Genomic DNA, 21,216 nt, shown 5'->3' with positions numbered 1-21,216 from the left:
GGCGGTGGGGCCGCGCCGTGCGATTTGTATCGTAATGCGATACAAATGCGGTGTGCCTGCGAGGGAGGAGGTGCGTCGTGCCGAACGACCGCGATCACCGCGTGCTGGAGGACCTCGAGCGTCGGCTCTCGGCGGACGACCCCGGGTTCGTCGCCCGCTTCCGGCGTGACCAGCAGCGGATGCCCGCCGCCCGCCGGATCCCCGGGGCCCGGGTCGCGCTCGTCGTCGCCGCCGTCGCCGGGTTCCTGCTGCTCGCGCTGGGCAGCCCCGCCGGTGCACTGGCCGCCGTGGCCGGCACCGGGCTCGTGTGGGTGGCCTGGCGCTACCCGGTCCAGCCCTACGGCGCCACGAACCCGCGCTCCGGCGAGACGCCGGGCCCCTCCGGTCTCCCGCCGCCCTGAGCGACCGGCCCCGTCCGGCCCGGCTTCCGGTCAGTCCCGGACGCGGGGGATCTCGTGGGTGCGCTCGTCCGGGCCGCCGATCGGCCCCGTGGTGTCGTCGGCGCTGTCCGCACCGTCGTCGTCACCACCACCGGGGCCCGGCCCGGCGTCCTGGGGCGGGGGCGGGCGGCGCAGCCAGCGGACGACCGAGGGGGCGAAGGCCAGCGCCAGCAGCACCTCGCCCGCCAGCCAGGCCCAGCCGACGGCGTCCACGCCGAGGGTGGGGGCGAGCAGCGGCACCCCGCCCAGCACGATGATCGCGTGGACGAGCTGCTGCACCGCGAGCCCGAAGGTCCGGTTGGCCAGCCGCGACTTGGTCATCCACAGCGTGACCACGATCCGCGGGATCATCGAGATCATCAGCAGCTGCAGCAGCAACGTCGAGTTCTCGACGTAGTCGGGCCCGTAGAACCACAGCAGCAGCGGGGCCGCCAGCGCGATCAGCAGCGCGGCCGGCAGGACGATCACGCAGATCCGCCGCAGCACCGCGCGGGCGAACAGGTGGGCCCGCTCCGGCTGCCGTGACCCCTCCACGACCAGCGCGGAGGTGATGGCGACCGACAGCATGGTCATCGCCTGGAACACCGTCTGTGCGGGCAGCAGGTACGCGCTCGCCGACTGGCTGATCACCATGACCACCAGCACCGGCAGGAACGACGACATGGCCTGGTTGAAGACCTGGCCCAGGTAGTCGCCCGCCATGTAGCGGGTCAGCGTGCGCCGGCCCGGTGCGCCGGCGCCCTCCACGGTCGCGGACTCGGCGCTGTGCCGGGGGAGCAGCCGCCGCGAGATCAGCAGAGTGAACGGCACCAGCAGCGCGATCACCGGGGCCGACCAGGAGGTGAAGACGCCGTCGGAGATCGAGGTGAACGACACCGCGACCAGCAGCACCAGTTTCACGACGCCGTAGACACCGTTCTCCAGCGCCACCCACAGCGCCGACCGCAGCCCGGTCAGCACCTGGTCCTGCAGGTTGAAGATCGACCACGCGGCGGTGGACACCACGAACCAGGCGCCGAAGCCGAACGAGACGTGCAGCGGGTCGCCCGGGGCGTAGGCCCAGTGACACCACGCCATCACCGCGGCCGCCCCGACCACCGCGGCCGCGGCCGAGACGCCGTAGGCGAGCCGGACCAGCGAACGGGAGTCCCGACCGGCCGTCGGCAGGAACCGGATGATCGCCTGACCGAAGTTCAGCGAGGTCAGCACCGAGATCATCAGCATCAGGTTGACCAGGGCGTTGCCCCGCCCGACGTCCTCGGTGCTGAACACCCGTGCGGCGAAGACCCAGTACAGCAGCCCGAACACCGAGTTGACGACGGTGTTGAGCATCAGCGCGTACGCGTTGCGGTACAGCGGGTTGGCCATCTCCCGGCGCATCGACCGGACCCGGCCGGACACGAGCGCGCCGACGCTCATCGGGAGGTCGCGTTCGCCGTGTGCACGACTCCCACGCTACGAGACCGGCCGCGCCGGGCCGCCGGGGGGCGTTCGGCGTCCGGAGCGGCTGCGCGAAGCGCCTGCGGGCGCGGGTGGCTGCTGCGCTACCGTGACCGCGCACCGCTGGTCCGACGTTTCCGGGAGGGGACACGTTGCGCATCGCCTGCGTGGGAGGGGGCCCGTCCGGCCTCTACTTCGCCGTCCTGGCGGCGATCCGGTCCGGCGGCCGGGACGAGATCGTGGTCCACGAGCGCAACCCGGCGGGGCGGACCCACGGGTTCGCGGTGACCTTCGGCGAGGACCTGCTCGACGAGGCCTTCCGGTACGACCCGGCCGGTGGGCCCGCGTTGCGCGACGCCGCGCGGTTGTGGAGCGCCCAGGAGATCCGGGTCGCGGACCACCCGGCGGCCCACGTCGGCGGCAAGTACGGCTACAGCATCGCCCGGGTGGAGCTGCTCGACGTGCTGGCGCGGCGGGCCCAGCAGCTCGGCGTCCGGATCGAGTACGGCACGACCGCCGGCCGGGACGAGGTCGACGCGGACGTGATCGTCGCGGCCGACGGCATCGCCAGCTCGGTGCGGGAGGCGCGCGCCGAGCATTTCGGCACCACGATCGACGAGGGCGCCAACCGCTACGTCTGGCTCGGTGCCGAGAGCGACTCGGACACCTTCGTCTGGGACTTCCAGCGCACCGACGCCGGCTGGGTCTGGATCCACCTCTACCCGTCGTCGAACGGGTTGAGCACCTGCATCGTCGAGTGCGAACCCGAGACGTGGGCCGGGCTGGGCCTGGACGGCGCGCCCCCCGCGGACACCGTGCGCCTGGTCGAGTCGGTCTTCGGGCGGACGTTGGCCGGCCGGCGGATCGTCGAACCGCCGGGCGGGCTGGGCGAGCAGCCGTGGCTGCGGTTCAAGGAGGTGCGCAACCGCACCTGGCGCGACGGCGAGGTCGTGCTCGCCGGGGACGCCGCGCACACCACGCACTTCGGCATCGGCTCCGGCACGGTACTGGCGATGCAGGACTCGATGGCACTGGCCGACGCGCTCTACGGGCCGGGCCGGGGAGGTGGCGCGACGGGCGGTGCTGCAACGGGCGGTGGGGCGAGGGTCGACGTGGTCGACCTGAACGACCCGGACGGGCGGGGCGCGGCCCTGGCGGCCTACGACGCGCGCCGCCGCGCGCAGGTGACCCCGGTGCAGGACATGGCCCGGCGGAACATGCACTGGTTCGAGCAGGCGGGCCGGCAGCTCGACCGGGTCGAGGACCCCGTCGACTTCGCCTGGTCGCTGGCCGACCGGCGCGGCGATCTCGGCCGGATCCACTACCAGCTGCACCGCGCGACCCAGATCCCGGCGTTGCGCCAGGTCCGCCGTGGGCTGACCACCGCACGCCGGGTGCGCCGCGCGGCGCGGCGGGCGGCAACCGGCCGCCCGGAGGGTGACGGAGCGTGACCCTCGTGCCACTGAACGCAGCCTGACGAAGGCTCGCCGACCGTACGCGGCACCGCGGCACGGCGATTCCGCCGACGTCCTACATTGCGTGCAGCAATGAAGGCGACGACCGTGCTGGGGGACGTTCGTGAGGATTGTCTGCGTCGGTGGGGGGCCCGCGGGCCTGTACTTCTCGCTGCTGGCCCGGCTGCGCTCCGGTGGCCGCGACGAGGTCGTCCTGGCCGAACGCAGGCCGCCGGGCACCGCGGCCGGTTTCGCGGTCACGCTCGGTGAGGACATCCTCGACGACCTCTACCGGACCGACCCGGTGGGCGCGGAGCGGGTGCGGGCGGCCGCGCACGTCTGGGACTCCCAGGTGGTGACGGTCGGCCCGAAGCGGGTCCACCTCGGCGGCCGCTACGGCTACTCGATCGGTCGCGCCCGGCTGCTCGAGGTGCTGACCGACCGGGCCCGTGAGCTCGGGGTGACGGTGCTGCACGAGACCGAGGTCGCCCCGGACGGCGACCTCGCCGCCGACCCGGTCACGGCCGACGCCGACGTCGTCGTCGCGGCCGACGGGGTGGGCTCGGCGATCCGCACCGCCCGGGCCGAGGCCTTCGGCACCCGGATCAGCCACGGCCGCAACCTCTACGTCTGGTTCGGCACGGCCAAGCCGTTCCGCCAGTTCACCTTCACCTTCGAGCGGACCGACGCCGGCTGGATCTGGTTCCACGCCTACCCGGCCGCGGACTGCGTGAGCACCTGCATCGTCGAGTGCAGCCCGGAGACCTGGACCGGGCTCGGACTGGACCGGATGGACCCGGACGAGGCCATGCGGATGCTGGAGCGGGTGTTCGCCCGCACGCTCGACGGGCACCGGCTCATTGCGCCGCCGGGGATGAGCGGCGCGCCGTGGCAGCGGTTCCGGGAGGTGCGGAACCTGTCCTGGCGCGACGGCCACGTCGTGCTGGCCGGGGACGCCGCGCACACCACGCACTTCGCGATCGGCTCCGGCACCGTGCTCGCCGTCGAGGACGCGATCGCGCTCGCCGACCACCTCTACCCCGGCGGCACGGGCATCGGGGGCACGGGCAGCGGTGTCCCGGCAGGCGGTGCCTCGACGGGCGGTGCCTCGACGGGCGGTGACCCGGACGGCGGGATCGACGTGGACGCCGCGCTGGCCGGCTACGACGCGCAGCGCCGGGCGGCGATGGCGGGTGTGCAGCGCATGGCCCGCGGGAGCATGGAGTGGTTCGAGTCCCGGCCCGGCCGCCTCGACGGCACCGAACCGGTCGCGTTCGCCTGGTCGCTGCTGAACCGCCGCCACGACCAGGGCCGGCTCCACCGCCGCCTGCACGGGGCCACCCAGGCCGAGCCGGTCCGCAAGGTCCGCCAGCGACTCACCCAGGCCCGGCGGGTCCGACGGGCACTGCGCCGGGGCGAGATCGGCCCCGGCAGGCGCTGAGTCCGGTGCGTGCGGCCGGCGCTCAGGCGCTCTCGCGGGCCAGGAACGAGTGCTTGCGGCCGTAGAACACGTAGACCAGCATGCCGATCGCCAGCCAGCCGACGAACCGGATCCAGGTGTCGAGGTTCAGGTTCAGCATCATGTAGAGGCAGGCCAGGGCGGTGATCGCCGGGATCACCGGTGAGAAGGGGACCGTGAACGGGCGCTTCAGATCCGGTCGGGTCCGGCGCAGCACCGGCACGGCGACCGCGACGATGATCATCGCCGAGAGCGCGCCGATCGAGACCATGTCGGCCAGCGCGGTGATCGGGGTGAACGCCGCGATGAGCGCGCAGACCACACCGCCGATGATCGTCATGCGGTGCGGGGTGCCCCAGCGCGGGTGCGCGGTGCCGATCGCCCGCGGCAGCAGCCCGTCGCGGCCCATGGCGAAGCCGATCCGGCCGATCGTGACCAGCTCGACCATCATCACCGAGGTCAGCCCGGTGACTGCGCCGATCGAGATCAGCATGCCGATCCAGGGCAGGCCGACGTCGGCGAAGGCGACCGCGAGCGGGGCCCCCGTGTCGAGCTCGGTGAAGGGGACCATGCCGGTGAGTACCAGCGAGACGGCGATGTAGAGCAGCGCGCACACACCGAGCGCGCCGAGCAGACCGATCTTCAGGTCGCGGTCCGGGCGCCGGACCTCCTCGCCGAGGTTCGCCAGCGCCTCGAACCCGGTGTAGGCGAAGAACACGATCGCGGCCGCGGTGAGCATGCCGCCGACGCCGTAGACGGTCGGCTCCAGCCCGAACACCCCGGACACGACCGGCTGGGTGAACACGCTGCCCCCGCCCTCCGGCGGCTGGGCCGGCGGGACGAACGGCGTCAGGTTGTCCGGGTTCACGTAGAACACGCCGACGGCCACGATCAGCAGGCACACCGCCAGCTTGACCAGCACGAGCAGGTTGGTCAGCCGGGACGATTCGCGGATCCCGGCGACCGCGACCACGGTGAGGATCGCGATGATCGCCACGGCGCCGATGTTGACCGTGGCGTCCTCGCCGAACCAGGCCGTCGGCAGCCCGAACAGCTCGGCCAGGTAGCCCGACCAGCTGCGGGAGACGACCGCGAGCCCGAGCCCGAACTCCAGCAGCAGGTCCCAGCCGATGATCCAGGCGAAGACCTCGCCGAGGGTGGTGAACGCGTAGGTGTAGGCCGAGCCCGCGGTCGGGACCGACGACGCCAGCTCGGCGTAGCAGACCGCGGCCAGACCGGCGACGACCGCGCCGATCAGGAACGACAGGGTCACGGCGGGGCCGGCGTGCTCCTTCGCCTCGACCCCGGCGAGGGTGAAGATCCCGGTGCCGATGATGATGCCGACACCGAAGCCGACCATGTCACGGGCACGCAGCGTGCGTTTCAGCGGTGACCCGGAGTCGTCCGCGTCCGACCGGCTGCGCGCCAGGATCCGTTCCACCGGCATCGTGCGTGTCCACGCCACGCCATCACCCCCGAGATCGTCCGACCGTTGCGTGACCGTATGCCGCTCGGCCGCGCCGAACGCGCACGGGACCCCTCGGTGCCCGTATCCTTCCGGTGCGTCCGGTTTCGCCGCCCCGGTGGCCGGGCGGACCGTCCGCGGGGCCGGTACGAACGGGCCCGGGGCGGACGACGTGGTGGGAGCCGGTACCCCCGGGCGGTGTCGCCGCCGGCCGCTCCCGGGACGGGAGAGCGGTGGCCGAGCGCCTGCGTCGCTGCGCCGGGGTGCTGGCCGCGGCGGTGGTCGTGGCGCTGCCTGCCGTGCTCGGTGCGGCCCCGGCCGGTCCGGAGTCGGGCGCGCTGCAGGGCGCCGCCGCGCCGGGGGCCTCCCCGGCCCGCGGGGAGGCCCCCGCCCCGTCCGCCCTGACGGGGGACACCGCCCCGTCCGCCCTGGCGGGGGAGACCGCCCGGTCCGTCCTGCCGGGGACCCTCGACGAGCTGGTCGCCACGATGATCCCGGCGGCCCCGGCCGGCCCGGAGCCCCGCGACGTGTTCGCCCACCCGCCCGGGACGGTGCCGGTCGGCGGGCGGGCGAGGACGGCCTGGTGCTGTCCTGGGCGCTGCTCGACACGGCTGCGGACCGGTGGACCGGCTCGGCGAACGCCGACACCGCCCGCACCGAGGCCGAGTCGACGATCAAGGCCTGGCTCGCGGCGGACACCCTGCGGGCCGCGGCCGAGGCCGGGCGCCCGGTGACCGCCGCGGAGCGGGCCGACATCACCGCGGCCGTCCGCACCAGTGACGACGCCGCCGCCGAACGCCTGTACCGCGGGCTCGGCCGGGACGCCTCCATCGCCCGGCTGGAGGACGTGTGCGAGGTCGACGTCGAGACCTCGCGCCCGGGATGGTGGTCGTTCACCCGGGTCACCGCGGTCGACGCCGCCCGCATCCTGGGGTGCGTGCGCGACCGGGCCCCGGACTGGACCGGCGGCGCCGAGCTGCTCACCGACCTCGCCTCGATCACCCCGGACGGCCGGTCCGGGATCCACACCGGACTGCCGGGGGCGGTGGCGGAGAAGAACGGCTGGACGCTGCACGGCGACGGCGGGTGGAACCTCAACTGCGTGCTGGCCTGGCGGGAACGGTCCCTCGCGGTGCTGACGAGCTACCCGGCCGAGCGCGGGGCCGGGTACGGCTGGGCGGTCTGCCGCGACGTCGCCGACGCCGTGCTCGCGGTCGAGATCCCGGCCGGCGGGACACCCGCCGGCGATGTGCTGGCCGACGGCACCCCCAGCGGCGCCGGCGCGCACGCCGACGGCGCGGGTTGATCGGCCCGACCCGGTTTGACGTGCGCTCCCACGGGGAAGGCTCCGGATCGGCCGTCCCCGACGAGAGGTGAATGATGACCGGCTTCTTCGGCCCGGGGGACCCGCGCGGCCCCGGCGATCCGCGCGGCCCGGTGCACCGGATCGACCTGACCCGCCTGATGAGCGCGGGCGCCCGGGAGATCATGGCCCGGGCGGCGCAGGAGGCGATGGAGCGCGGTGACACCGACCTGGACGCCACGCACATCCTGCTGGCCTGTGCCCGCAGCGAGACCACCCGGCAGTGGATCAGCCGGGCCGGTGGCGACCCCGACGTCATCGCGCGGACCCTCGACGAGCGCCTGCCGAAGAGCGACGCGACCGACCCCCGGCCCCCGGCCCTGACCCCGTCGGCGAAGCGAGCACTGCTGGACGCGCACCAGATCTCCCGCTCGATCGGCTCGTCCTACATCGGACCGGAGCACCTGCTGCTGGCCCTCGCCGCGAACGAGGAGTCCGCCGCCGGTCGGCTGCTGGCCCGCTCCCGCTTCAGCCCCGGCTCGATGACCTCCGGAGGGAGCGGCGCACCGCAGCCCGGCGGCGCCGCCCCCACCGCCGGGCCCGGCGCCGAGCAGGCCGACTCGTCGACGCCGACCCTGGACCAGTACGGCCAGGACCTCACCGTCGCCGCCCGCGGCGGCCGGCTGGACCCGGTCATCGGCCGCGACGACGAGATCGAGCAGACGATCGAGGTGCTGTCGCGGCGGACCAAGAACAACCCGGTGCTGATCGGTGAGGCGGGCGTCGGCAAGACCGCCGTCGTCGAGGGCATCGCCCAGCGCATCGCCGACGGCGAGGTGCCCGACACCCTGCGCGGGCGCCGCGTCGTCCAGCTCGACCTGGCCGGCGTCGTCGCGGGCACGCGCTACCGCGGTGACTTCGAGGAGCGCATGAAGACGCTGATCGAGGAGATCCGCGAGCACTCCAAGGACCTGATCGTCTTCATCGACGAGCTGCACACCATGGTCGGTGCCGGCGGCGGGGGCGACGGTGGTGGCGGCGGCTCGATGGACGCCGGCAACCTGCTCAAGCCGCCGCTGTCCCGCGGTGAGCTGCACGTGATCGGCGCGACCACGCTGGACGAGTACCGCCGCCACATCGAGTCCGACGCCGCGCTGGCGCGCCGGTTCCAGCCGGTGCTGGTGCCCGAGCCCTCGGTCGAGGACACGGTCGCGATCCTGCGCGGGCTGGCCGACCGCTACGAGGCTCACCACCAGGTCACCTACGCCCCGGAGGCGCTGCGGGCGGCGGTCGAGCTGTCCGACCGCTACGTCACCGACCGGTTCCTGCCGGACAAGGCGATCGACCTGCTGGACCAGGCGGGGGCCCGGGTACGGCTGCGCACCCGCACGCCCACCGTGGACCGGCGGGAGATCGAGCAGCGGGTCGAGCAGCTCACCCGGGACAAGGACCAGGCCGTCGCGCACGAGGACTACGAGAAGGCCTCGCAGCTGCGCGACGAGATCACCGAGGCCCGTGACCAGCTCGCCGCCGACCCCACCGACCCGAACGGGAAGGCCCCGGTGGTCGGTGTCGACGAGATCGCCGAGGTGGTCTCGCGGGCCACCGGCATCCCGGCCACCCAGCTCACCGAGGCCGAGCGGGACCGGCTGCTCAAGCTGGAGGACGAGCTGCACCACCGCGTCGTCGGGCAGGACGCCGCGGTCACCGCCGTCGCCGAGGCGATCCGCCGCTCCCGCTCCGGACTCGGCGACGAGGACCGCCCGGTCGGCAGCTTCCTGTTCCTCGGGCCCACCGGTGTCGGCAAGACCGAGCTCGCCCGGGCGCTCGCGGTGTCGCTGTTCGGTGAGGAGGACCGGATGGTCCGCCTCGACATGAGCGAGTACGGGGAGAAGCACACCGTCGCCCGGATGGTCGGTGCCCCGCCCGGCTACGTCGGCTACGGCGAGTCCGGTGAGCTGACCGAGGCGGTGCGCCGGCGGCCGTACTCGGTGCTGCTGCTCGACGAGATCGAGAAGGCACACCCGGACGTGTTCAACACGCTGCTGCAGGTGCTCGACGACGGCCGGCTCACCGACGGCCAGGGCCGCACCGTGGACTTCCGGCACACCGTGATCATCATGACGTCCAACGTCGGGTCGGAGCTGATCACCGGGCACGGGATGACGCTGGGCTTCGGGTCGGCGGCGTCCCAGGAGGCCTCGGCGGCCGAGCGCGAGGACGAGATCCTGCGCGACCGGCTGATGCCCCGGCTGCGCGAGGTGTTCCGGCCCGAGTTCCTCAACCGGATCGACGAGACGATCGTGTTCCGCAGGCTCGACACCGACCAGCTCGCCGAGATCACCCGGCTGCTGCTGGAGGACACGCGGGAGCGGCTGGCCCGCAAGGACATCGGGCTCGAGATCACCGACGACGCGGTGGTGCTGCTCTCCGAGCACGGCCACCAGCCGGACTTCGGGGCCCGGCCGCTGCGCCGCACGATCCGGCGCGAGCTCGACAACCCGCTCTCGTCGATGCTGCTCGACGGGCGGATCGGTCCGGGGCACACGGTGCGCGTCGACGCCCGCGACGGCGAGCTGGTATTCGGCCCGTGAGTGCTTTTCGCGGCTCCGACCGCGATAACCACTCACGGGCTCCGGAGGCCCATCCGTTTCGACATGCGAATACGTGCATGTATAGGGTGGGTGGCATGGGGCACGGACACGGTCACGGACAGGGTGGGCACGGGCACGCCGGCGCGGCGACCGACCGGCGCCGGCTGGCCGTCGCGCTCGGCGTCACCGCGGCGACCGCGGTCATCGGCGCGCTCGGGGCCCTGCTGACCGGCTCGCTGGCCTTGCTCGCCGACCTCGGGCACCTGCTCACCGACGCCGGTGCCCTGGTGGCGGCCCTGATCGCCTCGATCCTCGCGACCCGCCCGGCGACCGACCGGCGGACCTACGGGATGGGCCGGGCCGAGGTGCTCGTGGCGGCGCTGAACGCGTTGACCCTGGTCGCCGTCGTCGTCTGGGTGGCGGTGGAGGCCGTCCAGCGGCTGTTCGAGCCGGTCGAGATCCCGGGCGTGCCGCTGCTGGTCGTCGGCGTTCTCGGGCTGGTCGGGAACCTGGTCTCGCTGGCCGTGCTGGCCGGGGGCGACCGCGGCAACATGAACCTGCGCGGCGCGATGCTGCACGTGCTCGGCGACGCGCTCGGGTCGGTCGGCGTGCTGGTCGCCGCCGTCGTGCTCATGACGACGGGCTGGCCGTACGCCGACACCGTCGCGTCGCTGTTCATCGTCGCGCTGATCCTGCCGCGGGCCGTCGGGCTGCTGCGGGAGGCCGCCCACGTCCTGCTCGAGGGCGCCCCGGACGGCATCGACGCGGGGGAGGTGCGGGACGCCCTGCTGGAGGTGCCCGGGGTGACCGAGGTGCACGACCTGCACCTGTGGGCGATCAACGACCGGACCCCGGCGATGTCCGCGCACCTGGTGGTCGACGAGGAGGTCTCGGCGCACTGCGGCGACGGGTCGGTGCTCGACCGGGCCTCGGACGTGTTGCGCGAGCGGTTCGGGCTGGACCACTCGACCCTGCAGGTCGAGCACGACGCGCACGTGGCCCACGAGAGTCACTGCGGCTGACGCCGGCGATCACCCGGCCAGGTGTGACCAGCGGGGCGCCAGCTCCGACCAGGGACCCTCGGCGGCGACGCGGCCGTGCTCCAGCACGACGACCCGGTCGGCCCGGGCCAGCGCGGCCCGTTTCGTGCTGGCACCGACGACGGTGCTGCCCCGGCGCCGCAGCGCCGCCCAGAGCTCGATCTCGGTGCGCACGTCGAGCGCCGAGGACACGTCGTCGGCGACGACCAGCTCCGCGCCGGTGGCGAGGGCGCGGGCCATCGCCAGCCGCTGCACCTGCCCGCCGGAGAGCCGGATGCCCCGGTGCCCGACGACGGCGTCCGCCCCACCCGCGGCGGCCAGGTCGGGTCCGAGGCGGGCGTCGTCGACGGCGCGGTCGACGACGCCGGCCGGGTGCCGGTGGCCGAGCGTGATGTTCTCGCCGACCGTGCCGGACAGCACCCGCGGGACCTGCCCGACGTAGGCGACCTGCCCGGGACGCAGGAACCGTTGTGCATCGTGGACGACCCGCCCGTTCCAGCGGACGGCACCCTCGTGCCGGAGCAGTCCGGCGAGCGCGGCGAGCAGGCTGGACTTGCCGGCGCCGACCCGGCCGGTGACCAGGACCAGGGAACCGGCGTCGACCTCGAGGTCGATGTCGCACACCCCGACGGTGCCGTCGTCGTGCACGGCGGTCAGCCGTTGCAGGCTCAGCCGGTCCAGCGGCTCGCGCGGTGCCGGACGCGGCGCGGGCGCGGTCCCGGCGACCAGGTCGACCCCCGGCGGGAGGCGGGTGAGGTCCGCGGCCCCGGCGAACGGCGCGACCGCGCGCAGCCAGCGCCGCGCGATGGGCGCCTCGGTGACCGCGGCCGCGCACACCTGGCCGAGGAACCCGGCCCCGGTCAGCGTGGTCGACACCAGCAGCGCCGTCGCGAGGTCCCAGGACCCGGTGAGGTACAGCGACCAGGTCAGCACGACCGCGACCTGCACGAGCAGCCCCGGGACGCCGTCCAGCAGCGTCCGGATCCGGTACTCGCGGACCGTGGCGTGCACCCGCCGCGCGTCGACGTCGGCGAGGTGGGCGCGCACGGCCCCGGTGGCCGCGGCCAGCTTGAGGGTCCGCACCGCGTCCAGCGCGGAGCCGAGCGCGGTGCCGAACCGGGCGCGGGCATCGGCGGCGACCCGCCCGGCCCGACCCGCGAACGGTGCCCCGACGGCCGCGACCCCCGCGCACAGCAGCAGGAAGGCCCCGACGACCGCGGCGACCCGCACGTCGCCCGCGACGAGGCCGGCCACCACGACGACGATCCCCGCGTTCGCCACGTCGACCCAGCGGTCGACGTAGAGCGTCATCCGGTCCGAGTCGAGCGCGCGGGCCACGACCTCGCCGGCCGGTGCCCGCACGCCGCGGTGCTGCATCGTCTGGCCGCGCAGCACCGCGAGCCGCGTCCGCAGGGTCACCGCGGACCACCAGAGCGGGTAGGTGCGGAACGCGACCGCGATCCACAACGGGAACAGCAGCAGGATCGCGGTGAGGGCGACGGCCGGGCCCCACGGGGTCGCCCCGTCCTGCAGCGCTCCCGCGACGTGGCCCCACAGCCACCCGGTCACGACGCCGCTGGCGCCGGCGAGCGTGGCGAGGGTGAACATGAACCCGCCGGCCAGGCCCCAGCGCTTGTGCGCGAGAGCCAGCCGCAGCACGGTGCGCCAGAGTGCGGGTACCGGTGCCGGGACCGCCTCCTGGGTCCGGCGGGTCCGGCGGGCGACCGTGTCCGGCACCCTGTCCGTCGCTGCGGGCGGCACCGCGGCCGTGGCGGCCGGTGCCGCCGTACCCGTCGGGACGGGATGCACCGTCTCGGCACGCTCGGCCGGGGCCAGGGTGGCCGTGGCGGACCGGGCCGGCGGGCCGGTACCGGGTGCGGCGGCCGTGGCGGGGGCCGGTGGGGATGGGCCGGGGGCCGCCCCGGCGCCGCAGTCCGGTCCGGTCGTGGCGGTCGGTCCGTCGTGGCCCGGCACGCCGTCGCTCGGCCGCCCGTCGCTCGGCCGGCGGTCGTCCGGTCGCCGGTTGCCCGGTCGGCCGTCACCCGGCCCGCTGCCGGTCGGTCCCCGGTCGGCCGGATCGTCACCGTCGGCCTCGAGCAGCTCGGCGTAGCGGCCCGGCTCGCCGGCCAGCCGCGCCCGGTCGCCGTGCTGGACCAGGCGGCCGTCCTCCAGGACGGCGACCGCGTCGGCCCGCCGGACCGTCGACAGCCGGTGCGCCACCACGATCCCGGTCCGCCCCGCCAGCAGCGCCCGGGACGCGCGGGTCACCCGCTCCTCGGTGCGCGGGTCCATCCGCGCGGTCGCCTCGTCCAGCACGACGACGGCGACGTCGCGCACCAGCAGCCGGGCGAACGCGACCAGCTGCTGCTCCCCGGCCGACAGCGTCACCCCGCCGGTGCCGAGCCGGGTGTCGAGCCCGTCGGGCAGCGCGGCGACCCAGCCGTCCAGGTCCAGGGCGGACACGGCGACCTCGACCGCGGACCGCGTGACCGCGGGGTCGAACAGGGTCACGTTCTCGGCGAGGGTGGCGGCGAGGACCTCGGTGCGCTGGGTGACGACCCCGATACCCCGGCGCAGGTCGTCGATCCCGGTGGCGCACACGTCCTGCCCGCCGACGAACACCTGCCCGCGGGGCGGCTCGACCGCCCGGGACAGCACCTTCGTCACCGTCGACTTGCCCGACCCGGTCCGGCCCAGCAGCGCGCACGTCGTCCCGGCCGGCACCACCAGGTCGATCCCGGCCAGCCGGAACCCGCCGTCGTACCCGGCACTCAGGCCGCGCAGCTCCACCCCGGCCGGGCCGGGTGGCAGCGGCGCCCCGCCCGCCGGTTCACGCTCGGCGTGCAGCAGCGACCGGACGCGGGTGAGCGCACCGAGCCCCGCCTGGATGTCGGGCATCCGGTCGACGATCGCGTCCACCTGCGAGACGAACGCGGTCACCAGGATCCACAGCGAGACCAGTGCGGCGATCCCGCCCGGGTCCCCGGCCACGAGCCACACACCGCCGAGCGCGACCGCGCCCAGCACGGCGTGCGCGACGAACCCCGTGCGCAGGCCGACCTTCGTCGCCGCGCGGCAGACGGTGCGCACCCGCCGCAGGACCTCGGCGGCGCGGGCCGCGAACCCCGCGACCACGTGCGGTTGTCCGAGCGAGGTGCGCACGTCGTCCTGCCCGGCGATCGCCTCCTCCAGCTGCGCCGAGTGGTCCGACCACGCGGCCTCCTCGGCGACCTTCGCCCGGGCCACGACCGGGGTCAGGGGCCGGGCGACCAGCACGATCAGGCCGGCGACCAGGGGGAACGCGATCCAGGCCGGCCAGAACACGAGCCCCGCGACGAGCCAGGCCAGCACCGAGCGCAGCAGCGCGCGGCCGGTCTCCCAGCCGATCCGGCGGAACAACTGGGCCAGCTGGCGGGCGTCGTCGTCGACCCGGTCGAGCAGCTCCCCGACCGCCTGGTCCTCGAGACGGGGGAGCGGCTGGGCGAGGGCCGCGTCGACCAGGTCGGCCCGCAGCCCACCCTCGGCTCGGCTCACGACCCCGGCGAACAGCACCCGGCCGACCGTGTCGAGCACCGCGGCGCCCAGCAGCAGCGCGGCCAGCACCGTGACCAGGACGACGGCCGGCTCCGCCGCGACCCGGCCGACGACGGTCGCCGCGACGGCCTCCGCCACCGCGGCGACCACCGCCGCCGTCACCGCGACGGCCGACGCCGGACCACCCAGCCGTCGCCACGACAGCGCGCGCACGCTCGACACCCCCGACAGACCGGAGCCGCGGGAACCGGGATCTCCGGCGCGACTCCGCGCTCGACGCTAGCCGCGACCCCCGACGGGAATCGCGCGGTTTTCCCGCCGTGGCCCGCCGCGGTGATCATCGGCGCGAGACTGTCGGTGGTGCCTGTCACTCTCCTCCCGACGAGAGGGGACGACCATGAAGGTGCTGGTGGCCACGGCCCGGACGCAGGGCACGCGGTCGAACGACTTCCACTGGTGCATCGAGGGCGAGCTGGTGCGGCTCACCGAGGTGTGCTCGCGGGACCAGGCCGATCCGGACGGCGGCTGCGGGTGCGGGCGCGGGTTCGGCGGGCTGAACTCGCACCGCGTCACCACGACGGCGATGGTCGCGGAGGTCCCGCTGTCGCGCCCGGACTACGTCGAGGCGATCCGGTCCAGCCTCGAGCAGCAGGGCTGGGACCCGTGCGCCTGCTGCTCGACCGACGAGGCCGACGACCTCGCGGCGCTCGTGGCCGACTGGCCGGTCGGCGCGGTGGTCGAGCGCCGGCTCGACGAGCTCGTGGTCCGCACCCTCCCGGCAGCGCAGTGATCACCGACACGGTGGGCGCAGCGGCAGTGCGCCGGGGCGACCGTCCACCCCGGTACGACGACGGCCCCCACCGGGAGCGGTGGGGGCCGTCGGGAGACGAACCGGGATCAGTCGAGGTAGTCGCGCAGGACCTGCGACCGCGACGGGTGACGCAGCTTCGACATCGTCTTCGACTCGATCTGGCGGATCCGCTCGCGGGTCACGCCGTAGACCTGGCCGATCTCGTCGAGGGTGCGCGGCTGCCCGTCGGTGAGGCCGAACCGCAGCCGCACGACGCCCGCCTCGCGCTCGGACAGCGTCGCGAGCACCGACTGGAGCTGGTCCTGCAGCAGGGTGAAGCTCACCGCGTCCACGGCCACGACGGCCTCGGAGTCCTCGATGAAGTCACCGAGCTGGGAGTCGCCCTCGTCACCGATGGTCTGGTCCAGCGAGATGGGCTCCCGGGCGTACTGCTGGATCTCCAGCACCTTCTCCGGGGTGATGTCCATCTCCTTGGCCAGCTCCTCCGGGGTGGGCTCGCGGCCCAGGTCCTGGAGCAGCTCGCGCTGGATGCGGCCGAGCTTGTTGATGACCTCGACCATGTGCACCGGGATCCGGATGGTGCGGGCCTGGTCGGCCATCGCGCGGGTGATCGCCTGCCGGATCCACCAGGTGGCGTAGGTGGAGAACTTGTAGCCCTTGGTGTAGTCGAACTTCTCGACCGCGCGGATCAGGCCCAGGTTGCCCTCCTGGATCAGGTCCAGGAACGCCATGCCGCGGCCGGTGTAGCGCTTGGCCAGCGACACGACCAGGCGGAGGTTGGCCTCCAGCAGGTGATTCTTGGCGCGCTCGCCGTCCCGGACGATCCAGCGCAGGTCGCGCCGCAGCTGCGGAGAGACCTTCTCGTTCGCCTCGAACACCTTGCGGATCCGCTCGGCGCCGTAGAGGCCGGCCTCGATCCGCTTGGCGAGCTCGACCTCCTCCTCGGCGTTGAGCAGCGCGACCTTGCCGATCTGCTTGAGGTAGGCGCGCACCGAGTCCGCGGAGGCGGTGAGCTCGGCGTCCTTGCGCGCCTGGCGCAGCGCCTCGGACTCCTCCTCGTCCCAGACGAAGTCGGCCGACTTCTGCTGCGACGCCCGGGTCGTCGGCGCGACCCGGTTCTTGCCGGTGTTGGTGTCCTCGTCCTCGTCGTCGTCCTCGTCGGCGGCCTCGGTCACCTCGTCCGCGTCGATGTCCGCGGCCGCCTCGACCAGGTCCGCCTCGATGTCACCGGCGTCGAGGTCGCCCTCGTCGAGGACGACGTCGCTGTCCTCGACCTCGGCGTCCTCGCCGTCGGCCTTCTTGGTCGAGGCCTTCTTCGGGGCCGGCTTCTTCGGAGCGGCCTTCGTGGCGGTACCGGTCTTACGAGTGCGTGCGGCCGGCTTCTTGGCGGTGCCGGTCGTCGACGACGTGACCGCGCCGGACGCGGACGTACGGCGGCTGCGGGATGCGGTCCCCGACGTCGGCTCGACGGTCGAGTCGCTGCGTGCTGCGGAGTCTGCGGCTGCCACCTGGGCCCTCTCGCTACGTGCGCTGGAGTCGTTACGCGGTCTGCTCGTCGAGGGAGACGAGGCCGCGAAACGGCCGGAATGTCGGCATGTTCTGTCCTGGCACCACCTCGGTCGCCGGTGTCGGTTCGCGGTCGCCGCGCGTCCCGGAGGCGGAGTGCACGTTCCATTGTAACTGCGCACCGGCGAAGGGGGCGCACCTCAGGCCACCCCGCGCGTCCGGAGGGCCGCCGACATGGTCACGATGGGCCGTGTGACCCCGCACGAGAGCAGCGATCCCGCCACCCTGCGCGCCGTCGCCGAGCAGGTCGCGGCCGAGGCCGCCGAGCACCTGCGCGGCCTGCCCGCGCCGCGCGACGGTGGGGTCTCGACCAAGAGCTCGCCGACCGACGTCGTCACCGAGTCGGACGCCTCGGTCGAGAAGTTCGTCCGGGCCCGGCTCGCCGCGCTGCGGCCGGGCGAGCCGGTCTACGGCGAGGAGGGCTCCGGCGACGCCGCCACGGCACGCTGGGTCGTCGACCCGATCGACGGCACGGTGAACTACCTCTACGGCCTGCCCTGGTACGCGATCTCGATCGCCGCCGTGGCGGACGGCGAGACCGTCGCCGGGGCGATCGCCGAACCGGCGGCGGGGCGGCTGTGGTCGGCCGGGCGCGGCGACGGCGCGACCTGCGACGGACGGCCGCTGGCCGTCGCGACGACGACGGACCTGAGCCAGTCGCTGGTCGGGACCGGGTTCGCCTACCGGGCGGAGCGTCGCGCGCGCCAGGCCCGCCTGGTCGCCGAGATGCTGCCGCAGGTGCGTGACGTCCGTCGCGCCGGTGCCGCGGCGCTGGATCTGTGCGCGGTCGCCGCGGGCTGGCTGGACGGCTACCTGGAGCACGGCTGCAGCTGGTGGGACTGGGCGGCCGGCACGCTGATCGCCCGCGAGGCGGGCGCGGTGGTGCACGTCGCGGTCCCGCCCGGGGTGGACGGCCTGTCCGGGGTGGCCGGCCCCGCCGGGGCGCAGGCCGGGCCGGACGGTGGGCTGGGCCACGACGTGACGTTCGCCGCGGCACCGGGCATCGCCGGCGAGCTGGCCGCGCTGGCACGGCGCAGCGGGGCCGCCGAGGTGTAGTGCGGGGGAGGGGGCGGCCCCGTCCTCAGGTGCACACGCTCTCGCGGGCCTGGGCCAGCAGGGCCGGGTCGGCCTGGGCGTTGCCCTCGTTGCCGGGGGACGCCAGCTGGTCCAGCGCGTCGCGGGCCGAGCGGCCCGGAGCGACGTCGGTGAACGCCGCCCCGACGACGACGTCCACGACCGAGCCCGGGCGGTCGTCGCGGATAACCTCGACGCACGGCAGGGCCAGCGACAGGGTCGCCGCGGCGGCCTCGCCGTCCGGCCCGAAGCGGATCTGCCCGATGCAGTCCAGATCGCCGTCGGGGAACGCCGGATCGTTGCCGGGGGTGTTCGCCTCGTTGAACTCGAGGTCCTTGAGCTGGGCCGACACCAGGTTCGCCTGGCCACGCTGGCCGCCGGCGTTGAGCACCTGGAAACGGGCGTCGCTCGGCGCCGCCGCGTCGACGCCGTCGAGGTCGGTGCGGGCGATCTCGGAACCGGCCAGGGAACCGGTGGCGGGATCGGAGCAGTTCGTCGACGACGGGCCGTCCGACGCGGTGCCCAGCACGACCGTCCAGGTGACGACGGCGAGCACCGCCAGTGCCGCCGAGGTGATCACGATGGGGCGGGTGCGGCGGCGCTCGTAGGGCCGCCCGGTGCGGGGGAACCGCACGCGCATCAGAAGGACCCTCCGTCCAGCATGTGGTGGCCGAGCGCGACCAGCGGTCCGACGGAGCCGTCGAGGCCCTCGGCCATCTCCGCCGGTACGGCCCCGGCCCGGACCCGCGCCAGGATGCCGGCGAGGACCACCGCCAGCTTGAACGCGCCGAACGCGACGTACCAGGGCAGCGGGGTGACGTCCAGGCCCGTGCGGTCGGCGTAGGCGGTGACCAGCTCGCGGCGCGTGGGGAAGCCGGGCAGCGCGGTCGGGGAGGACAGCGGCTGCGCCTGGGACCAGACGGGGTCGTCGCCGTCCTGCTGCCAGTAGACGAGCAGCAGTCCCAGGTCGGCGAGCGGGTCGCCGAGCGTCGACATCTCCCAGTCCAGGACGGCGGCGATCCGGCCCGGGTCGGAGACGTCGAACACACAGTTGTCGAGCCGGTAGTCGCCGTGCACGATCGTGTGCCGCTGCGCGGGCGGGACGTCCGCGGCGAGTCGCTCGCTCAGGCGCGTGAGCTCGCTCTCGTCCTCGGCGGCGACCGGGATCGGGTCGTCGCCGTCGCGGGCCGCGGCCCACTGCTTGCCCCAGCGCCGGATCTGGCGCTCCATGAAGCCCTCCGGGCGACCGAAGTCACCCAGCCCGACCTCCTGCGGGTCGACGGCGTGCAGCGCGGCGAGCACCTGCACCAGCGCCTCCCCGGCGGCCCGCCGCTCCCGCTCACCGGTCGCCCACCCGTCGGGCAGCTCGCCCAGCGGCACGACACCGTCGACGAGCTCCATCACGAAACAGGGCGCGTCGGTGGGGCCGTCCGCTCCGCCCGCGTCCCCCTCGGGGCCGGCGTAGGTGGCGAGCACCGCCGGTACCGGCACCGCCGTCGGACCCAGCGCGGAGATCACCCGCTGCTCGCGGCCCATGTCGTGCGCGGTCGCCGCGACCGAGCCGACCGGCGGGCGGCGCAGCACGACGGCCCCGGCGGGGGAGGAGACGCGGTAGGTCAGGTTCGACCGGCCGGCGCCGATGGACGTCACCTCGGCGTCGGTCCACCGCTCGTCGTCCAGGACCCTCGCCAGCCAGCGGCCGACCGCCGTGGGGTCCGCGCCGGGGGTGGGCGTGCGGGCACTCGTCGTCACGCCGCCCGACCCTAGTCCGGCCGACCGCCGCCTCCGCGTTGTGACACCCCACCCGCTCGGACCCGCCACCGGGGGACTCCCTGCGCGACCTGGCGGACCCTGGGCTACCCTGCCCGCCGCCGGTTGCGGACCGGTCCCTCCGGGCGGCGCCCGGGGTCGATCATCCGGACGAGTCCGGGTCGATCACCGCCGAACCGTCGGCGGAGTGAGACCGGTGTCACTTCCGCGGCCGGGCACAAACCTGGTCGCCGCGACGTTCCTCAGCGGCACGTGACGACCGATAGATGCGAAGGAACTGCTGCTCGCCGGCCGGGACGAGCAGCACGACGTGAATGGCAAGGGTGAGACCCATGGCGACCGACTACGACGCTCCGCGTCGCAACGAGGCCGACGAGATGGCCGAGGACTCGCTCGACGAGCTCAAGCAGCGCCGGAACGAGGCGCAGTCCGCGGTCGTCGACGTCGAGGAGACCGACACCGCGGAGAGCTACGAGCTCCCGGGCGCCGATCTGTCGGGCGAGGAGCTGACGGTGAACGTCCTGCCGAAGCAGGCGGACGAGTTCACCTGCGCCAGCTGCTTCCTGGTGCACCACCGCAGCCGGCTGGCGAGCTCGTCCGGAGGACAGTTCCTCTGCCGCGACTGCGCGGCCTGACACGACCGGCTGCACGACACGGACGGGCCCCGGCGGATTCCGCCGGGGCCCGTCCGTGTCGTGGGTGCTCGTGTCGTCGTGGGTGCCGGTGCCGGTGTCGTGACCGGATGCGCCGTCGCCGGCTCAGCCGGTGGGGTGCGGTGCCTGCTCGGCGATGGCGGTGCGCAGCGCCTCCGGGCGGCGGCTGCTCAGCACCCAGTACGGCTCGGCCGAGGCCGGGTCGGTGATCTCCACCCGGACCAGCGGGCCGACCCAGACCCGGTGCAGGACGTAGGCACTCGGGTCCAGGTCGGGACCCATGGCCTGCTGCTTGTCCTTCTTCTGCACGATGTCGGTCACACCGACCGCGGACAGCGGCAGCTCCCGCCCGTTCGAGACCAGGGTCCCGTTGCGCACGGTGGTGCGGCTGCGGCCCATCCACCACAGGACACCGACGCACAGCGGGACCATCACGGCATAGCCGATCCAGGACCGCAGGCCCGGGTAACCCATGTGGATCTGGGCGCCCATGAGTACGCCCAGCCCGAGGGCCAGCAGGTACCACCACACCGGGACGGACAACCGCTCGTCGAACGCAGTGGGGCCGGACGTCGCAGAGTCCCGCTCCGGAAGCCGATCGCTCACGGGTTCC

Annotated in this window: 16 protein-coding genes; 9 read left to right on the top strand and 7 right to left on the bottom strand. The window is 74.5% G+C overall.

Annotated features, from left to right (window positions below; translation table 11 throughout):
• Positions 1 to 77: 77 nt before the first annotated feature.
• On the top strand, positions 78 to 401 hold the full coding sequence (locus BM093_RS08215; RefSeq protein ID WP_177238333.1) for a DUF3040 domain-containing protein: 324 nt from the start codon (positions 78 to 80) through the stop codon (positions 399 to 401).
• A 30-nt stretch (positions 402 to 431) separates the two neighbouring features.
• Here the strand turns inward: BM093_RS08215 and BM093_RS08210 are convergent, their stop codons facing one another.
• Positions 432 to 1,859 carry a lipopolysaccharide biosynthesis protein gene (locus tag BM093_RS08210; protein WP_093339762.1) on the bottom strand — a complete coding sequence of 476 codons (1,428 nt, stop codon included), beginning with the start codon at positions 1,857 to 1,859 and terminating at the stop codon, positions 432 to 434.
• A gap of 188 nt (positions 1,860 to 2,047) precedes the next feature.
• Between BM093_RS08210 and BM093_RS08205 the strand changes: the two genes are divergently transcribed.
• Both BM093_RS08205 and BM093_RS08200 read left to right on the top strand, forming a co-directional pair.
• The gene (locus BM093_RS08205) at positions 2,048 to 3,331 is read left to right on the top strand and encodes an FAD-dependent monooxygenase (RefSeq protein ID WP_245773376.1); all 1,284 of its coding nucleotides are present in this window, start codon (positions 2,048 to 2,050) and stop codon (positions 3,329 to 3,331) included.
• Positions 3,332 to 3,458: 127 nt separating this feature from the next.
• The gene (locus BM093_RS08200) at positions 3,459 to 4,775 is read left to right on the top strand and encodes an FAD-dependent monooxygenase (RefSeq protein WP_093339757.1); all 1,317 of its coding nucleotides are present in this window, start codon (positions 3,459 to 3,461) and stop codon (positions 4,773 to 4,775) included.
• Between the two features lie 22 nt (positions 4,776 to 4,797).
• Here the strand turns inward: BM093_RS08200 and BM093_RS08195 are convergent, their stop codons facing one another.
• Positions 4,798 to 6,240, bottom strand: a complete 1,443-nt coding sequence (locus BM093_RS08195; RefSeq protein ID WP_093340104.1) for an amino acid permease — start codon at positions 6,238 to 6,240, stop codon at positions 4,798 to 4,800.
• A gap of 601 nt (positions 6,241 to 6,841) precedes the next feature.
• On the opposite strand from BM093_RS08195, the gene BM093_RS08190 reads away from it, so the two are divergent.
• The 3 genes from BM093_RS08190 (at position 6,842) to BM093_RS08180 (ending at position 11,177) form a co-directional block, all read left to right on the top strand.
• Positions 6,842 to 7,564 carry a hypothetical protein gene (locus tag BM093_RS08190; protein WP_093339752.1) on the top strand — a complete coding sequence of 241 codons (723 nt, stop codon included), beginning with the start codon at positions 6,842 to 6,844 and terminating at the stop codon, positions 7,562 to 7,564.
• Between the two features lie 74 nt (positions 7,565 to 7,638).
• Positions 7,639 to 10,155: an ATP-dependent Clp protease ATP-binding subunit gene (locus BM093_RS08185; protein ID WP_093340102.1), complete on the top strand. Its 2,517-nt coding sequence runs from the start codon at positions 7,639 to 7,641 to the stop codon at positions 10,153 to 10,155.
• Positions 10,156 to 10,250: 95 nt separating this feature from the next.
• Entirely contained in the window at positions 10,251 to 11,177 is a 927-nt protein-coding gene (locus tag BM093_RS08180; RefSeq protein ID WP_093339750.1) for a cation diffusion facilitator family transporter, read from the top strand.
• Between the two features lie 9 nt (positions 11,178 to 11,186).
• Here the strand turns inward: BM093_RS08180 and BM093_RS08175 are convergent, their stop codons facing one another.
• A complete protein-coding gene (locus BM093_RS08175) occupies positions 11,187 to 14,942 on the bottom strand; it encodes an ATP-binding cassette domain-containing protein (protein WP_218162704.1) in 3,756 nt (1,251 codons plus the stop codon).
• Positions 14,943 to 15,126: 184 nt separating this feature from the next.
• Between BM093_RS08175 and BM093_RS08170 the strand changes: the two genes are divergently transcribed.
• Positions 15,127 to 15,519 carry a DUF7715 family protein gene (locus BM093_RS08170; protein ID WP_093339743.1) on the top strand — a complete coding sequence of 131 codons (393 nt, stop codon included), beginning with the start codon at positions 15,127 to 15,129 and terminating at the stop codon, positions 15,517 to 15,519.
• A gap of 107 nt (positions 15,520 to 15,626) precedes the next feature.
• Here the strand turns inward: BM093_RS08170 and BM093_RS37105 are convergent, their stop codons facing one another.
• Positions 15,627 to 17,228 carry an RNA polymerase sigma factor gene (locus tag BM093_RS37105; protein WP_245773375.1) on the bottom strand — a complete coding sequence of 534 codons (1,602 nt, stop codon included), beginning with the start codon at positions 17,226 to 17,228 and terminating at the stop codon, positions 15,627 to 15,629.
• A gap of 70 nt (positions 17,229 to 17,298) precedes the next feature.
• Between BM093_RS37105 and BM093_RS08160 the strand changes: the two genes are divergently transcribed.
• Positions 17,299 to 18,162, top strand: a complete 864-nt coding sequence (locus tag BM093_RS08160; RefSeq protein WP_245773374.1) for an inositol monophosphatase family protein — start codon at positions 17,299 to 17,301, stop codon at positions 18,160 to 18,162.
• Between the two features lie 25 nt (positions 18,163 to 18,187).
• Here the strand turns inward: BM093_RS08160 and cei are convergent, their stop codons facing one another.
• Together cei and BM093_RS08150 are read right to left on the bottom strand one after the other, a co-directional pair.
• The gene (gene cei / locus BM093_RS08155) at positions 18,188 to 18,820 is read right to left on the bottom strand and encodes an envelope integrity protein Cei (protein ID WP_093339739.1); all 633 of its coding nucleotides are present in this window, start codon (positions 18,818 to 18,820) and stop codon (positions 18,188 to 18,190) included.
• Positions 18,820 to 19,932, bottom strand: a complete 1,113-nt coding sequence (locus BM093_RS08150) for a phosphotransferase family protein (protein ID WP_093339736.1) — start codon at positions 19,930 to 19,932, stop codon at positions 18,820 to 18,822. The genes cei and BM093_RS08150 overlap by 1 nt, the downstream gene beginning before the upstream one ends.
• A 350-nt stretch (positions 19,933 to 20,282) precedes the next feature.
• On the opposite strand from BM093_RS08150, the gene BM093_RS08145 reads away from it, so the two are divergent.
• Entirely contained in the window at positions 20,283 to 20,585 is a 303-nt protein-coding gene (locus BM093_RS08145) for a DUF4193 domain-containing protein (RefSeq protein WP_020626973.1), read from the top strand.
• Positions 20,586 to 20,708: 123 nt separating this feature from the next.
• Here BM093_RS08145 and BM093_RS08140 read toward each other — a convergent pair whose 3' ends face one another.
• Positions 20,709 to 21,209: a DUF3093 domain-containing protein gene (locus BM093_RS08140; protein WP_245773373.1), complete on the bottom strand. Its 501-nt coding sequence runs from the start codon at positions 21,207 to 21,209 to the stop codon at positions 20,709 to 20,711.
• Positions 21,210 to 21,216 lie beyond the last annotated feature (7 nt).

The sequence above is a fragment of the Pseudonocardia ammonioxydans genome (assembly GCF_900115005.1).
Lineage (GTDB): Bacteria > Actinomycetota > Actinomycetes > Mycobacteriales > Pseudonocardiaceae > Pseudonocardia > Pseudonocardia ammonioxydans.
The sequence above is the reverse complement of the archived record's forward strand: the minus strand, read 5'-3'. Positions and strand labels throughout refer to the sequence as shown.

What these genes read in the sequence shown, in the direction of transcription:
- BM093_RS08170 (WP_093339743.1), top strand. Translation starts at nt 15,127, where the DNA reads ATGAAGGTGCTGGTGGCCACGGCCCGGACGCAGGGCACGCGGTCGAAC.
- BM093_RS08180 (WP_093339750.1), top strand. Translation starts at nt 10,251, where the DNA reads ATGGGGCACGGACACGGTCACGGACAGGGTGGGCACGGGCACGCCGGC.
- cei (WP_093339739.1), bottom strand. Translation starts at nt 18,820, where the DNA reads ATGCGCGTGCGGTTCCCCCGCACCGGGCGGCCCTACGAGCGCCGCCGC.
- BM093_RS08145 (WP_020626973.1), top strand. Translation starts at nt 20,283, where the DNA reads ATGGCGACCGACTACGACGCTCCGCGTCGCAACGAGGCCGACGAGATG.
- BM093_RS08210 (WP_093339762.1), bottom strand. Translation starts at nt 1,859, where the DNA reads ATGAGCGTCGGCGCGCTCGTGTCCGGCCGGGTCCGGTCGATGCGCCGG.
- BM093_RS08185 (WP_093340102.1), top strand. Translation starts at nt 7,639, where the DNA reads ATGACCGGCTTCTTCGGCCCGGGGGACCCGCGCGGCCCCGGCGATCCG.
- BM093_RS08195 (WP_093340104.1), bottom strand. Translation starts at nt 6,240, where the DNA reads ATGCCGGTGGAACGGATCCTGGCGCGCAGCCGGTCGGACGCGGACGAC.